Annotated in this window: 15 protein-coding genes; 7 read left to right on the forward strand and 8 right to left on the reverse strand. The window is 65.2% G+C overall.

What is annotated here, in order from left to right; translation table 11 throughout:
- Positions 1-23 precede the first annotated feature (23 nt).
- The 5 genes from VZC37_RS03970 to VZC37_RS03990 all read right to left on the reverse strand — a co-directional run bounded on the left by VZC37_RS03970 (position 24) and on the right by VZC37_RS03990 (position 4802).
- Entirely contained in the window at positions 24-863 is an 840-nt protein-coding gene (locus VZC37_RS03970) for a mycofactocin-coupled SDR family oxidoreductase (protein ID WP_330431102.1), read from the reverse strand.
- Positions 864-911: 48 nt separating this feature from the next.
- Positions 912-1979, reverse strand: coding sequence for an NAD(P)H-dependent amine dehydrogenase family protein (locus VZC37_RS03975; protein WP_330431103.1), 1068 nt, complete (start codon positions 1977-1979; stop codon positions 912-914).
- Positions 1980-1998: 19 nt separating this feature from the next.
- Positions 1999-3453, reverse strand: a complete 1455-nt coding sequence (locus VZC37_RS03980) for an aldehyde dehydrogenase family protein (protein ID WP_330431104.1) — start codon at positions 3451-3453, stop codon at positions 1999-2001.
- Between the two features lie 241 nt (positions 3454-3694).
- Positions 3695-4276 (reverse strand): TetR/AcrR family transcriptional regulator, encoded by a 582-nt coding sequence (locus VZC37_RS03985; protein WP_330431105.1) that lies wholly within the window; start codon positions 4274-4276, stop codon positions 3695-3697.
- A gap of 76 nt (positions 4277-4352) precedes the next feature.
- Positions 4353-4802 (reverse strand): VOC family protein, encoded by a 450-nt coding sequence (locus VZC37_RS03990; protein WP_330431106.1) that lies wholly within the window; start codon positions 4800-4802, stop codon positions 4353-4355.
- Between the two features lie 86 nt (positions 4803-4888).
- Here VZC37_RS03990 and VZC37_RS03995 point away from each other — a divergent pair, with 86 nt between their 5' ends.
- Genes VZC37_RS03995 through VZC37_RS04015 form a run of 5 tightly spaced genes read left to right on the forward strand, consistent with a single transcriptional unit; the run spans position 4889 to position 9689 of the window.
- The gene (locus tag VZC37_RS03995) at positions 4889-6190 is read left to right on the forward strand and encodes an acyl-CoA dehydrogenase family protein (RefSeq protein WP_330431107.1); all 1302 of its coding nucleotides are present in this window, start codon (positions 4889-4891) and stop codon (positions 6188-6190) included.
- Entirely contained in the window at positions 6187-7206 is a 1020-nt protein-coding gene (locus VZC37_RS04000; RefSeq protein ID WP_330431108.1) for a phosphotransferase family protein, read from the forward strand. The genes VZC37_RS03995 and VZC37_RS04000 overlap by 4 nt, the downstream gene beginning before the upstream one ends.
- Positions 7203-7985, forward strand: a complete 783-nt coding sequence (locus VZC37_RS04005; protein WP_330431109.1) for an enoyl-CoA hydratase/isomerase family protein — start codon at positions 7203-7205, stop codon at positions 7983-7985. The genes VZC37_RS04000 and VZC37_RS04005 overlap by 4 nt, the downstream gene beginning before the upstream one ends.
- Before the next feature lie 7 nt (positions 7986-7992).
- Positions 7993-8967 carry an NADPH:quinone oxidoreductase family protein gene (locus VZC37_RS04010; RefSeq protein ID WP_330431702.1) on the forward strand — a complete coding sequence of 325 codons (975 nt, stop codon included), beginning with the start codon at positions 7993-7995 and terminating at the stop codon, positions 8965-8967.
- 17 nt (positions 8968-8984) lie between these two features.
- Positions 8985-9689: an SDR family oxidoreductase gene (locus VZC37_RS04015; RefSeq protein WP_330431110.1), complete on the forward strand. Its 705-nt coding sequence runs from the start codon at positions 8985-8987 to the stop codon at positions 9687-9689.
- 116 nt (positions 9690-9805) lie between these two features.
- On the opposite strand, the gene VZC37_RS04020 is transcribed toward VZC37_RS04015, so the two are convergent.
- Both VZC37_RS04020 and VZC37_RS04025 read right to left on the reverse strand, forming a co-directional pair.
- Positions 9806-10423 (reverse strand): hypothetical protein, encoded by a 618-nt coding sequence (locus VZC37_RS04020; RefSeq protein WP_330431738.1) that lies wholly within the window; start codon positions 10421-10423, stop codon positions 9806-9808.
- Positions 10318-10935 (reverse strand): TetR/AcrR family transcriptional regulator, encoded by a 618-nt coding sequence (locus VZC37_RS04025; protein ID WP_330431111.1) that lies wholly within the window; start codon positions 10933-10935, stop codon positions 10318-10320. Before VZC37_RS04025 ends, VZC37_RS04020 begins: the two co-directional genes overlap by 106 nt.
- Before the next feature lie 206 nt (positions 10936-11141).
- Here VZC37_RS04025 and VZC37_RS04030 point away from each other — a divergent pair, with 206 nt between their 5' ends.
- Positions 11142-12044, forward strand: coding sequence for an LLM class F420-dependent oxidoreductase (locus tag VZC37_RS04030; RefSeq protein WP_330431112.1), 903 nt, complete (start codon positions 11142-11144; stop codon positions 12042-12044).
- Positions 12045-12059: 15 nt separating this feature from the next.
- Positions 12060-12944 (forward strand): SDR family NAD(P)-dependent oxidoreductase, encoded by an 885-nt coding sequence (locus VZC37_RS04035; protein ID WP_330431113.1) that lies wholly within the window; start codon positions 12060-12062, stop codon positions 12942-12944.
- A 4-nt stretch (positions 12945-12948) separates the two neighbouring features.
- Here the strand turns inward: VZC37_RS04035 and VZC37_RS04040 are convergent, their stop codons facing one another.
- On the reverse strand, positions 12949-14448 hold the full coding sequence (locus VZC37_RS04040; RefSeq protein ID WP_330431114.1) for an AMP-binding protein: 1500 nt from the start codon (positions 14446-14448) through the stop codon (positions 12949-12951).
- Positions 14449-14522: the final 74 nt, after the last annotated feature.

Here is a 14522-nt window from a genome sequence, read left to right on the forward strand (position 1 = left end):
ACCCCGACCCTGAGGATCGAGCCCTACTTGAGCAGGCTCCCGCCGTCGACCGGCAGTGCGACACCGGTGATGAACCGCGCGTCGTCGGATGCCAGGAATGCCACCGCGTTACTGACGTCCTCGGGTTCGACCCAGCCGATCGGCAGCACGTGCATCATCTGGGCCACGATCTTCATGTCGTCCGGTCCGGGGCTCTCCAGGTCCGGCCGAAACAGCTTCATGGTGCCCTCGTTCATGAACATCGGGGTGTTCACATTCGTCGGCAGCACCGAGTTGACCCGGATCGAATGCTCACCGAGTTCCACGGCGAAGCTCTTCATCAGGCCGATGACGCCGTGCTTCGCCGCGATGTAGTGTCCGGTGTTGGGATACGCCTTCGCTCCGCCGACCGAGCTCGTGAGCACGATCGAACCGCCGTGACCCCCCGAGATCAGGTGCGGTACACCGGCCTTCACCGTCTTCCAGACGCCGGCGAGGTTGACGTCGATCATGTCCGTCCAGTCGGCCTCGCTGGTTTTGTCCAATGTCTCACCGCCATTGCCGATTCCGGCGTTGGCGACGATCACGTCGAGGCGACCGAGTTGTTCGACACCGCTGTCGACCGCGGCGCTCACCGCGGCCTGGTCCCGCACATCCACCTCGGCGGCGACGATCCTCCGATTCTGCGCCTTGACGAGATCGACGGTCTCCGCGAGGTCCGCCGACGTCGCCGCCTCGATCGCGCTGTCGGCTGTCACCGGGCCACAGATGTCGATCGCGATGATGTCGGCACCTTCTCGGGCAAGTCGCACCGCGTGACTTCGACCCTGACCTCGTGCCGCACCGCTGATGAACGCGACCTTGCCCTCCAAACGACCCGCCATGTTCTCACCTTTCGTCATTCGACTACATTTCCGTTGTGCTGTGGCCCATCACGCCGTCGCGGCAGCGACGCCTCGCGGCAGGATGAGCGGCAGATCGTTGTAGGTGACGATTCCGGGCGGCGCCGCCACGACCGCCGGGATCGCGTTCAACGGCGGCGTGGCTGTCATGATGTGACCGAGGACCATGAACTCCTCCAGCGTCGTCGCCTCGAAGTCCGGTGGCGGCTGGAAGCCGACGGTCATGGTCACCGTCGGACGACCCGCGACCTCGATCACCCATCCGTCTTGATCGATCTGCCAATCCGGTTGCAGAGTCTGACCTTTGCGCCACCGGACGTTGATCTCGACCACAGTCTCGCCGCCTGCGATACCCTTCCAGCCGGCGTACACCCCGGCGACGCAGCCGGCGCCGATCGTCCATGACCCCAGGTCGAGATCTTCGGTGGTCTGCGCGTATTCGGCGTCGCAGCGCACCTCGTCGAGGTCCACCCCGAGCGCGTCGGCAACCATCCGCACGGCCTCACCGAACACACCGGTCCCCTGCGCCGTCATCGCGGGCAGGTCGGGATGGTCGATCGGCTGACCGAAGCCCACCGGCCGCTCGGTGTCAGGTGAGTCGTAGAAGGTGGTGTCGGCTGCCTCGTTCACGGTGATGCGGTCGACACGGTCGCAGATCCCGGCCGCCACGATCGACAGTTGATTGACGAATCCGGGGCTGATGCCCGAACCGAACATGCTCGAGCCGCCGCGCAGGCAGGCGTCCTGGATGCGCTCGCGGCCATCGCCCTGATTGTGTCCGGTGATGAACGACGCCGTGGCGACGACGTTGACGCCGGTCTCGAGGATTCCGACCAGTTCGTCGACGTCGATCCACATCGGGTTGTAGACCACCACATCGGGTTTCAGTGCAAGGAGTTCTGCCACGTCGTCGGTGGCGGCCACACCGACCGGCCCGATCCCGGCGATGTCGCCGACATCGCGGCCGACCTTCTCCTTCGACCACGCGTAGCAGCCGACGAGTTCGAGGTTCGGATTGGCCACCACGGCGGCCACCGAGCTGCGGCCGACGTTGCCGGTGGTCCACTGCACGACGCGATGGACGGGATGATCGGGCATGTGCTGGGTCCTCGTCCGGTCAGATCTTGGTGTAGACGGTCTTGGTCTGCAGGAACATCTCGATGCCTTCGCGGCCGAACTCGCGGCCCCATCCGGATTGCTTGTAGCCGCCGAACGGCATCGAGTGGTCGAAGACCATCTGGCAGTTCAGCGTGACGGTGCCCGCCTGCAGACGCTTGGCCAATCGGTGTGCGCGTCCGACGTCGTTCGTCCACGCGGTGGCCGCGAGTCCGTAGTCGGAATCATTGGCCAACGCGATGACTTCGTCGTCGTCATCGAACGGCATCATCGCGACGACGGGGCCGAAGATCTCCTGCTGATAGAGCCGCATCGTCGGGTCCACATCGGTCATCACGGTGGGATGCACGAAGTAGCCGCGCCGGTCCAGGCGGTGACCGCCGGTCACGACTTCGACGCCGTCCTGTTTCCCCTCGTCGATGAAACCCATGACCCGCTTGAGCTGCTTCTCACTGATCAACGGCCCGATGTGGCTGCCGTCTTCTTTCGGACCGCCGAGTTGCATACCGTTCGCGATACCCGCGACACCCTCGACCACACGGTCGAAGACATTGCGCTGGACAAAGATCCGGGACCCGCAGATGCAGCCCTGCCCGGAGTGGATGAAAATGCCCATGGCTGCCATCATCACCGCGGTGTCGATGTCGGCGTCGTCGTAGATCAGCACCGGCGATTTGCCGCCGAGTTCCAGGCTGACCCGCTTCAGGTTGCCGGCCGACGCGGCGACGATCTGCTTGCCGACCTCGGTGGAACCGGTGAACGCGATCTTGTCGACGCCGGGGTGTTCGGTGATGGCCTTTCCTGCCGTGTGTCCATGGCCTTGCACCAGGTTGACGACGCCGTCGGGGACGCCGGCCTCGTCGAGGATCTTGTGCAACAGGACCGCCGACAACGGCGTCTCCTCCGGCGGCTTCACCACACAGCTACAGCCCGCGGCGAGCGCCGGTGCCAGCTTGACCGCCCAGTTGAACACCGGACCGTTCCACGGATAGATCAGTCCGACAACCGGATACGGCTCCTTCAGGGTGTATCCGTGCATGTCCGAGAACAGCTGGGCGATCCCACCGGTCATCTGGATGTCGTGCGCAACGCCGTTGAGTTTGGTACACCAGCCCGCGTAGTAGCGGAACAGTTCCGCCGAGGTCCCCATGATCGCGTGGGCTTGATCGAACGGCATCCCGCTGTTCGCCGAGTCGAGCGCGGCGAGGTCCGATGCCCGCTCGTCGATCAGATCGGCGACCCGCCACAGCACCTTGGCCCGCTCGCTGGCCGGTTTGGCATGCCAGACACCGGAGTCGTAGGCCTCGCGAGCCCGCGCCACGGCTTCATCGACGGCTTTGGCACCACCGTCGGTGAATTCGGCGATCTGCTCCTCGGTCGCCGGGTCGATGACGGGGATGACGTCACCGTATCCGGGACGGGCCGCCAGCTCGTCCGCGATCGTCTGTACAACCATCTTGCTCACCTCACTTGTCGGGGCGGGCGGTTCCAGACCACGAGGGTGTCGTGATCCGCCCTGCACTTCGGTGGTCGATCGAACGTGACTCGGCCGCATGGTCGGAGAAGGTCAACGACGAGCCGGCCGCATCGAACACTCCTCGCAAGAACTCTCTTCTGTTCACGAAAGAATGCCATTGCAGAAGGGCCTCGACAACCGTTTTGGGCAAAAAAGCTGAGCGACTGCTCAGCCGACGGCGTCAGGCGGGCCCCGACACCATGCGGAGGCAGGCCTCCACCACCCGCGCGATGCCCTCGGGCGTCGGCGGATCGTCGCGCCACAGATGGTCCGACAGCACCCCGACAGTCGCACCGGCAACCAGCCTCGCATCGAAAACCGGGTCACCGCTTCCGAGTTCCCGCAGGGGCTGGTGGAGCAGCGCGGCAAGACGCGCATTGACCGACGCGGGCGACGACATCGCCTCGCGGTTGACGCTGCCGATGTTCACGAGCACGGCCCGGGTGGTCTGGGCCGAATCGGGGCGCGCCTGCGAGAGCACGCCATCCACCCACCGCACGACCCGACCTCGAGCATCGGCCTCCTTGCCCATCTGATGGGCGAGGTAGCCACACAGGCGTTCGGTACCGTCTTCGAGGATCGCCGCGACCAGTTCGTCCTTGGATCGGAAGTGACGATAGAAGGCGTCGTTGGACAGCCCAGCCGCTGCGACGATGTCGGCGACTCGAGGCCGACCCGCTGGGCCCGCGCCGGCCATCACCTCCCGGCCCGCATCGATGAGCTTGCCGACCTCCGCCGCGTATACCGCTTCCCGCTCAGCCACTGCACGCGAAGCGATACGCCGGGCGATGCCGGAAGGCGTCGATTCTCCGCCCGTTCTGCCGCCTGCCACATCCCCCTCAGTCGACATCGGGGCCCGACCAGCAACGCGCCAGTCCGTCCGCGGCCGCACGGGTCACGAACTCGACCAGCACGCCGTCCGTATTGCGGCAGAAGGCGAAGAAGAGCGAGCCGTCCGGGCCGGTCCGGGTCGCTTCGCAGGCGAATCCGACTTCTGCGGCAGCTGCAACGTCGGCGTCCACGTCATCGGACCAGTAACCGAGGTGGTGAATGCCCCCGCCGGCCGTCCACAGCGTGCCCGGCACCTCGCTGATCACCTCGATACGTGGCGACTCGATGGTGAATGCGCATGACATCGAAGCGTCGACCTCGCCGTCGGGCGTCCCGACCGTCAGTTCCGAATCGACTGTTGGGCCCCAGGAGTAGCCGAAGAGAGACGACCACATGCCGCGGGTCGACCGGACGTCGGCACTGACAACTCCCAGATGGAAGAGATCCTGATGCTTCACCGCACCCTCCAAACTCGATTCCGACAACTCAGAATTGCATTCTGTGTTGAGAGAACTATATTCTCATGCAGGGAGAGGAGTAGCAAATGGCATGGGATTTCGAAACGGACCCCGAGTACCAGATGCAGCTGGACTGGGCTGCCGAGTTCGTCCGCGAGAAGGTCGAACCGCTCGATCAAATCTGGCCGCACCAACAGTTCGTCCCACTGGACGGCGGTCGTCGCGCAGCGATTGATCCGCTGAAAGACGAGGTCCGCAAGCAGGGCCTCTGGGCAACGCATCTCGGTCCCGAGTTGGGCGGTCTGGGGCACGGACAACTCAAACTCGCACTGCTGAACGAGATCCTTGGCCGATCATCGTGGGCGCCGATCGTATTCGGCTGCCAAGCACCCGATACCGGGAATGCCGAGATCATCGCGCACTTCGGTACCGCGCAGCAGAAGGAGCGCTACCTGCGTCCGCTGCTCGACGGCGAACTGTTCTCGTCCTATTCGATGACCGAACCCCAGGCCGGGGCCGATCCGAGGATGTTCGAGACCCGGGCCACCCGCGACGGTGACCACTGGGTGATCAACGGTTGGAAGTACTTCTCGTCCAACGCGGCGACCGCCTCCTTCCTGATCGTCATGGTGATCACGGACCCGGATGTGAGTGCCTACGAGGGCATGTCGATGTTCCTGGTGCCGACCGACACACCGGGCATCGAGATCGTGCGCAATGTCGGGTTGTACGGCGAACCCATGAACGGGGGTTCGCACGCACTGATCCGCTACAACGACGTGCGCGTCCCGGCCGAGGCCTTGCTCGGTGGCGAAGGGAAGGCGTTCGCCATCGCCCAGACGAGGTTGGGCGGCGGACGGATCCACCACGCGATGCGAACGATCGGGCTGGCGCAGAAGGCATTGGACATGATGTGCGAGCGCGCGCTCAGTCGTGCGACCGCCGGCAGCAGACTCGCCGACAAACAATTCGTCCAGGGCTACATCGCCGACTCCTACGCACAACTCAAGCAGTTCCGCCTGTTCGTGCTGTACACGGCATGGGAGATCGACCGATACCAGGATTACAAGAAGGTGCGCAAGGACATCGCGGCGGTCAAGGTCGTGATGCCCACAGTTCTGCACGACATCGCCTGGCGCGCCATGCAGGTGCACGGGGCGCTCGGTGTCACCAACGAGATGCCGTTCATGACCATGATCCACGGCGCCGGCGTCATGGGCCTCGCCGACGGCCCCACCGAGGTGCACAAGACGACGGTGGCCAAGCAGGTCCTCCGTGACCACTCCCCGACCGATGACATGTGGCCGACCCAGTGGATTCCGAAGCTCGAAGCCGATGCCCGCGAGAAGTATTCCGAGTTCCTCGAACACGAAGTAGGTAACCGATGATCGACACCGAACGACTCGCCGACTGGATGGACGGCACCGGGTTACCCGGCAAGGGTGAACCCATCGAGGCCAGATTCCTGTCCGGCGGCACCCAGAACGAGATCTACGAGATCGTCCGCGGCGACGAACGCTGCGTGATCCGTATCCCACCGGCGGCCGCACCGGCCGATCGTGACGCCGGAATCCTGCGGGAGTGGCGCATCATCGAGGCGCTCGACGGCACCGACGTGCCGCACACCGCGGCCATCGCCGCCTGCGACGACACGTCAGTGCTGGGGCGGGCCTTCTACCTGATGGGTTTTGTGGACGGCTGGTCGCCGATGGACCACAAGGCGTGGATCGAACCGTTCACATCCGACCTGTCGCTCCGGCCGCAACTCGGTTACCAACTCGCCGAGGGCATCGCACTGTTGTCCAAAGTGGACTGGCGCGCCAAGGGACTCGACGATCTGGGCCGGCCCGAAGGGTTCCACGAGCGCCAGGTGGGCCGGTGGACGTCGTTCTTCGAGCGCATCAAGGGGCGCGACCTCGACGGTATGGATGTCGCCACCCGCTGGCTGCAGGACAATCGTCCGATCGACTACGTCCCCGGTCTCATGCACGGCGACTACCAGTTCGCCAATGTCATGTTCCGCGAGGGAAATCCGGCCCGCATGGCCGCCATCGTCGACTGGGAGATGGGAACGGTCGGCGACCCCAAACTCGACCTCGCCTGGATGGTGCAGGGCTGGCCGGAGGACACCTCGGCCGAGGCCGCGTCGACCTCCAGTTACGTCGACCTGCGGGGGATGCCCTCCCGGGATCAGATGGTGCAGCACTACGCCGAGGTGTCGGGTCGTCAGGTCGACGACCTCGACTACTACCTGGTACTCGCGAAGTGGAAACTGGCGATCGTGCTGGAGCGAGGATTCCAGCGTGCCGGCGACGACCACAAGCTGCAGGCGTTCGGCAGCATCGTTCCCGATCTCATGGCCTCGGCCGCCGAGCTCGCCGAGTCCACGGAGTACCGGTCATGACCACGGCGACCGACGAACTCGTCCACGACCGGCGCGGCGACGCCCTCGTACTGACGCTCAATCGTCCGGATGCATCAAATGCACTCACCGGCAGCCTCATCCGATCCATCGGCGATGCGGTGACCGCGGCCGAGGCAGATCCCGACACCCGGGTCATCGTGCTCACCGCCAGCGGCGACCGGGCCTTCTGTGCGGGCATGGACCTGCGGGCGTTCTCCGAGGGCGGCGACATCGGCAGCGGGAGCGACCCGTCGACGGAGGCCTACTACCGACTGACCCGTGGCGAGAGCACGATCCCGGTCATCGCGGCGGTCAACGGCGCCGCCATCGGGGGTGGTCTCGAACTCCTCCTCGGGTGTGATCTCATCGTCGCATCACGGAAGGCCCGATTCGGGCTCCCCGAGGCCAGGCGTGGGCTCTTCCCGGGCGGGGGCGGAACCAACATCGGTACCCGCATTCCACTCAACGCCGCCCTCGAGATGACCATGACCGGCGAGTTCATCAGTGCGCAAAGAGGTTACGAGCTTGGACTGGTGAACGCGGTGGTGGATGCCGATGATCTACCGGCAGCGGCAATCGATTACGCGGGCCGGGTCAGCGGCAGTGCTCCGTTGAGCCTCACCGCGTGTAAGGAACTCGTCCGGCTGGCGGTGACCGACCCGGCACGCGTCGACGATCGGCTCTCGCACTGGCAGTCCGTGGTCTTCAGCAGCGAGGACGCCGTCGAGGGCGCGACGGCGTTCATGCAGAAACGCGACCCGCAGTGGAAGGGCCGGTGAGGTGCCGATCCACGCCGCTGTCTGTGCGAGTCACGGCCCGCCGGAGAACGTCTCCCTACAGCAGCTCCCGACACCGGTGGTCGGGCCCGGCCAGGTTCGCGTCCGGGTCGACTACGCGGCCGTCAACTTCCCCGACGTCCTCGTGGTCGCAAACGAGTACCAGGTCAAGGTCCCGACGCCGTTCGTTCCCGGAAGCGAGTACGCCGGGGTCGTGACCGAAGTGGGCGGCGAAGGCACCGGTTTCTCGGTCGGCGACCGAGTGATGGGGACCGGGCTCTTCGGCGCCTTCGCCGATGAGGTGGTGGCCGAGACGCGTTCCCTGCACCACATACCGGCCGGTATCGACGCGCGTCTCGCAGCGGCTGCCGGTGTCGCGTACCGCACCGCGTACCATTCGCTGCGCTCGGTGGCGCGGATTGAACCGGGTGATCCGGTCGTGGTTCTCGGCGCCGGCAGCGGTGTGGGCCTCGCCGCGGTAGCGCTGGGGGCTGCGCTGGGAGCAGAGGTGATCGCCGTCGCGTCGTCGGACGAGAAGCTCGCCGCCGCAGAACGCTGCGGCGCGACCGGCCTGATCAATCACCGGGCGACCGATCTCCGTGCTGCACTCAAGACTTCCCTCGCCAACAGCGCGGCTGCGGTGATCGATCCGGTCGGTGGGGCACTGTCGGAGCCGGCACTGCGCTCCCTGCGCCGCGGCGGACGCTTCGTGACGATCGGTTTCGCATCCGGCGAGATCCCGCGAATCCCCCTGAATCTTGTTCTGGTCAAGGGAATTCAGATCCTCGGTTTCCAGTTCGGTGACATCGAGCCGGACGAGTTCACCCGAAACGAAAGCGAACTGCGCCATCTCATCGGCTCTGGCGAGGTGATACCCCACGTCGGCGCGGAATACGCCCTCGCCGACGCAGCACAAGCCCTCCGAGTCGTCGCCGACGGCCGCGCAGTCGGGAAGGTCCTCCTCCGGGCCGGAGGTACGACGTGACCAGGCATGGAGAACAGATGACCACAGCTGTGATCACCGGCGCGGCTGGCGGCATCGGCGCCGCCATCGCGCACCGTTTGTCGACGCGCGGCACACGCTGCGTCGTGGTCGACCGCAACCCGATTGTCGAGCAGGTGGCCGAGAACATCGGCGGGACTGCCGTGGTCGGGGATCTCGCCGACCCGGCGACGTCCGAAACCGCGGTCGCCAGGGCCGGCGAGCGGGTTGACCATCTCGTACTGAACGCCGGGATGAACTGCACGGAGAAGGATCTGGCGACGTTGGACCCGGACCGCTATCACACCGTCGTCGCGATCAACCAGCACGCGGTCGTGTGGGGCCTGCGCGCGGGCTTGCCGGTGATGCGGCGCCAAGGCCACGGATCCATCGTCATCACGGCGTCACTGGCAGCTCTGCACGGTGTCGAACAGGATGTCGTCTACACCATGACCAAGCATGCGGTGATCGGCCTCGTGCGTGCGTCGTGGCGGCCACTTGCGCGCGAGGGCATCGCACTCAACGCGATCTGCCCCGGTCTCGTCGACACTCCCCTGACTGCGCCCGCACGAGAACGCTTCACCCAAGCCGGAATTCAGATGCTCACCGCAGACCGGGTGGCCGAAGCAGCGGTGGGCCTACTCCACGGCGACAGATCCGGGGTCGAACTGGTCATTCGACCGGGACAGGACCCGATGCCCTACGTCACCAACCCAGTCCCCTGATCTCGCCCTGAAGCGGCCACACGCCGACGGTATCCGGTGGACGACAGGCGGACTACCGCACCGATCGCATCTGCTGTTCGCCGGATCGAGGATCGAGGAACCCGCCAACAGCCGGTTCAGCTCGCCGGGACGAGATCGATGTTCGGCGGCGTCGTCGCCTGATCGGCTGCGCTCCGGAACGACTCCACGTTGGTCACGGTCGCCGGGTCGATGTGGGCCGCCGCAAATGCACGGCGCTTGAAAGCCTTTGCGGCAACGCTCAATCGGTGCGACATCGGCAGACAGCGATGGTCCAGCTCCGACGGCAGGTCGTCGCCCCACAGTTTGACGTCGAGGAGATGCTGATCAATCGAAACCATCGTCGCCGAACGCAACCGCTCCTCTGCGGCGAACACCTTTCCGGAGACCACCACCGCTTGCGGCCACGGGCCGATGGTGCGGTGATCGAGCGAATCGCGCGACGACAGCGAGCTGCTCAGATCGAACAGCGGAGCGCCGAGGATCTCGAGGGGGCGGGTGTCGCCGCCCTCGGCGACATGGACCGAGACATCCCAGCCGGCCATCGACTGGTCGAAGAGCAGTCCGCCGGCATACTCGATGGCCTCCAGCGGGTCCGCGGCGATGACCGCTAGGCGGTAGCGGAGGGGACGTCGTCGCGCGACAGCTCGCGCCCTAGTGACCTCGCGTACTCCCGGAATACGCGTACCAGTGGAATTGACGGGTCCAGCAGCCATGATGTTTCCATTCCATTGATGAATGCGATGACTTCCACGGCCTTGTCGGCCGCGTCCAGGTCGGAACGGAAACGCCCATCACGCTGACCGCGCCGGATGCCCTCGGCGACGGTCTCCAGCGCTGCGTGATAGCGGAACAACAGACGATCATGCAGTGGTGTATCCGGATCGAGGTTCTCCGCCTGCAGGACGGTGAACATGCGAACCTGATCCGGCGAGCGCTCGAAGCGCAGCGCGACGTTCTCCAGTTGCTCGAGAAGGTCGCCCTCGCGATCCGCGTGCCTGTCGTCATCGTCGTCGCGGAGCTCCAACACTGCGTGGAGCAACTGCGCCTTCGACTCGAAATGATGCAGGAGTCCCGCAGGCGTCACGCCTGCCTCTGCCGCGATCTGGGCCAAGCTCGTATTTCGCCATCCATTGCGGCCCAGCAGTCGCTGAGCCACCTCGAGGATCCGCCGCTTGCGCTCCTCACCCTTGGTGAGCAACGCATCGTACGGGCGAGTTCCAGTCACCTGTTTTGCCACCACTTGCTTCGTAAACCTGTCGTCGGGGAGCTGTCCCGAACCAACCTAGTGAACACATAGTAGGTAGGTTTGCGTGCTGTGACAAGGGTCTCATTTATCAATAATTGGTGGCGAGGTCACAACCCCGCGGCCATCCGTATTCCCACCAACGAGAATCATACTTCTGAATGAGGAAGTGCTATTCTCGCACCACAATGCGATTCATCTACCACTACCCGGAGACCACCGGTCCCGACGGCGATCTCTTCGCCGCTGGTGGGCTATATGAGGTAGCCGCCGCCGTCGAGCACGCCGGCTTCGATGCCTTCTCGCTCAGCGAGCATCCCGCACCCGGAGCTCGTTGGCTCGCGTCTGGCGGCCACCAGACCGTCGACCCGTTCGTCGCGCTGGGGTTCATCGCCGCGGCAACACGGCGTCTGAAGCTGCTGACCCACCTGACAGTCGCGCCCTACCGAAATCCGATGTTGCTGGCCAAGGCTGCTTCCACGCTCGACAACCTCTCGGGGGGCCGACTGATCCTCGGCCTCGGTACCGGCTATCAGAAAAGCGAGTTCCATGCACTCGGGGTCGACTTCTCCGAGCGCAACGTCCTGTTCGACGAGACGCTCGACGTTCTGCCGCTGCACTTCAGCGGCGAACAGTTCAGTTACGAAGGAACCCATTTCAGCGCGCGAGATGTGATGTGCCGTCCCCGTCCTGTCCAGAACCCGATCCCGATCTGGATCGGCGGCAACTCCCGGCTCACCCGCCGACGGGTCGCGCAGCGCGCGCACGGCTGGATGCCGATGACCGGTGGTGCTCAGTTGAGTTCCACGGCCCGGACACCGATGCTCGGTGCCGGCGGGGAACTCGGCGACGCCATCGCGGAGTTGCGAGCGTCCGCCGATGCCGCCGGTCGTACCGAACCGATCGATGTTCTCTACTCGTATCAGGAACCAGAGATGGCCGACCCCGCAGCGGATCCCGACCGGCATCGAGATGCCTTTGCCCAACTGGAGAAAGCCGGAGTCACCTGGATCGTGGTCTCCAGCGGTACCACGAGTCCGTCAGCGACGGCCGACTGGCTCGGCGCCTTCGGCTCCACCTACCTGTCCTGAGCGATCGGTGATCGCATGAGCTGGTTCGACGACCGGAGCGGACTGAACGGCGCCGTAGCGGTGATCACCGGCGGCGCCGGTGGACTCGGCGAGGCCATCTCTCTCGATCTGGCCGCCAACGGGGTGACGCCGGCGGTGATCGACATCGACGGCACAGCAGTCCAAGCGTTGCGCGCCAGATTCACAAAGCGCCATGTGGACGGCCTCGTGCACAACGCCGACGCACGCGACCCACAGGCCCTCGATGATCTTTTCACCGCGGCTGTCGACCGCTGGGGCCGCATCGACATCCTGGTCAACATCGTCGGCGGGACCTTCCGCGCCCCCTTCGCCGACAGCACTCCCAAGGGTTGGGATGCGCTCCTCCGCACCAATTTCCACCACGTCCTGCACGCCTGCTCACTGGCCATTCCCCTGATGCAGGCAGGCGGTCGCGGCGGCAGCATCATCAACATCACCACGATCGAGGCTCATCGCGCGGCTCCCGGCTTCGCGGTGTACGCCGCCGCAAAGGCGGCGGTCGAACAGTTCTCGCGAACACTGGCGGTCGAGGTCGCACCCGATCGGATCCGCGTCAACAATGTGGCTCCGGACTTCGTGCCCACGCCGAATCTCGAGAAGTTCTCACACGGTGTGACCCCCGCGATGGCCACACCGACCGGCGCCCGCGTCGCGATCCCGATGGGACGCGTCGGTGAGGTGTCCGACGTCTCGAACGCGGCGGTCTTTCTCGCCTCCGGCTTGTCGAGTTACATCACCGGCACCACCCTGCATCCCGACGGCGGCACGCTGGCGTCCTCGGGGTGGTTCAACTGGCCCGAGAGCGGGTGGGCCAACTACGCACCCACCGGCGTTCTGGAACAGCTGGGTTCGGAAGCTGCAGGCGCACCTGACATGTAGGGAGCTATTCGCCGCCCGCCCTGGCGACGAGCTCACGGACCCGATGCTTCTGCACCTTGCCCGACGGAGTGCGCGGGAAGTCGTCGACCTCGTGGATCTCCTCCGGCCACTTCTGCCGAGCGACACCAGTCGCATCGAAATGCTTCCGCACCTCGTCGATGGTGGGCATGAGATGACCACTGCGAAGACGCACCACTGCCGCGACACGCTCACCGAGTCGCACGTCCGGAGCGGACACGACGACCGCGTCCGCGACTGCGGGCAGGGTCAGGAGCACTTCCTCCACGGCGGCGGCACTCACGTTCTCCCCGCCACGAATAATCATGTCGGACTTGCGATCCACGATAGTGAGATAGCCATCGGCGTCCAGCACACCGATATCTCCGGTGTGGTACCAGCCCTCGTCTTCGAAGACTTCGGCCGTCAACGTCGTGTCCGTGTATCCGAGACAAAGGTCCGGGCCTCGAGTCAGTATCTCACCGTCCTCACCGAGTCGTATCTCGACCCCGAGCCGGGGCGTCCCATCGGTACTCAGTCTCTTTTCCTCCGGCGCAGAGATTTTGGTCCCGGTGACGGACGGATGTTCCGTGCTGCCATAGGCTCGGGTGGCCGTGATGCCCAGATCGGTGAGGCGCCGGGTGAACGCGGCCGGAATGGTCGATCCACCGAGTCCGATGTACTTCAGGTACCTCAGGTGATCCCTGCGGAAGTCGGGGTGATCGAGCAGACTCGTCACGAAGTATGTCGGGCCACCCCCGAAGCCGACCCCATCCGAGTCCATCAGGCCGATCACCAGTTTCGGATCCCATTCATCGCACAGATCAACGGGCGTGCCGTCCAGAACAGGGACCAGAAAGGCCGTCAACATCCCCATGAAGTGACCGACCGGCAGTGCGTTGAGCTGCCTGCCCCGATCCGTTTGATAGTTCGCAATCTGCTGGCGCGTCTCGAAACCGAGGGTCTGATGGGTGTGCACCACGCCCTTGGGGTCGCTCGTCGTCCCTGACGTATGCGCGATCAGGGCCGCCTGACCGGGATCCACGTCGAGCACGTCACACAGCGGCTCGTCGTCGAGCAGTTCGTCGAAACCACCGCCGACCACGCCAACGATCGGTACGCCCGCACTCACCGTCGGGTCGTAGGTCATCCGCCCGAAACTCTCGGCGGTGATGAACACTCTCGGGCGTGCATCCGCGAGGATGAACGCCACCTCTTTCGGGCCGTAGAAGTGCACGATGGGAACCACTACGGTGCCCAGAATCGATGCGGCCCAGAAGGTCGCGGCCGCCTCCATCCAGTTGGGCAACTGGAAGGCGATGACGTCGCCCGGCCTCACACCACGCGCGTGTAGGCCCGCCGCCAGGCGACGGGCGACGACCTCGACGTCGGCGAGAGTCCCAGAATACGGCCGTGTCTTCGAGTGCACATGAAACCCGAGGGCGCCATGCTCGTGCAATCCGCGCCCCAGCACCGTCCCGAGCGACTCGTCGGTCCACCACCCCATCGCCACGTAGTGTTGCCGGAGGTCCTCAGGAATCGATCGAACCGGTACCGCACCATTCACATGGACCCCCTTCA

The organism is Gordonia sesuvii (genome assembly GCF_036350415.1).
GTDB classification, from domain to species: domain Bacteria; phylum Actinomycetota; class Actinomycetes; order Mycobacteriales; family Mycobacteriaceae; genus Gordonia; species Gordonia sesuvii.

Bases quoted from the DNA above. Each gene is read 5' to 3' on its own strand.
- VZC37_RS04030 (WP_330431112.1), top strand. From the start codon at position 11,142: ATGCGATTCATCTACCACTACCCGGAGACCACCGGTCCCGACGGCGAT.
- VZC37_RS03980 (WP_330431104.1), bottom strand. From the start codon at position 3,453: ATGGTTGTACAGACGATCGCGGACGAGCTGGCGGCCCGTCCCGGATAC.
- VZC37_RS04035 (WP_330431113.1), top strand. From the start codon at position 12,060: ATGAGCTGGTTCGACGACCGGAGCGGACTGAACGGCGCCGTAGCGGTG.
- VZC37_RS04040 (WP_330431114.1), bottom strand. From the start codon at position 14,448: ATGGGGTGGTGGACCGACGAGTCGCTCGGGACGGTGCTGGGGCGCGGA.
- VZC37_RS03970 (WP_330431102.1), bottom strand. From the start codon at position 863: ATGGCGGGTCGTTTGGAGGGCAAGGTCGCGTTCATCAGCGGTGCGGCA.
- VZC37_RS03975 (WP_330431103.1), bottom strand. From the start codon at position 1,979: ATGCCCGATCATCCCGTCCATCGCGTCGTGCAGTGGACCACCGGCAAC.
- VZC37_RS03995 (WP_330431107.1), top strand. From the start codon at position 4,889: ATGGCATGGGATTTCGAAACGGACCCCGAGTACCAGATGCAGCTGGAC.
- VZC37_RS04005 (WP_330431109.1), top strand. From the start codon at position 7,203: ATGACCACGGCGACCGACGAACTCGTCCACGACCGGCGCGGCGACGCC.
- VZC37_RS04020 (WP_330431738.1), bottom strand. From the start codon at position 10,423: ATGGCTGCTGGACCCGTCAATTCCACTGGTACGCGTATTCCGGGAGTA.
- VZC37_RS04015 (WP_330431110.1), top strand. From the start codon at position 8,985: ATGACCACAGCTGTGATCACCGGCGCGGCTGGCGGCATCGGCGCCGCC.
- VZC37_RS04000 (WP_330431108.1), top strand. From the start codon at position 6,187: ATGATCGACACCGAACGACTCGCCGACTGGATGGACGGCACCGGGTTA.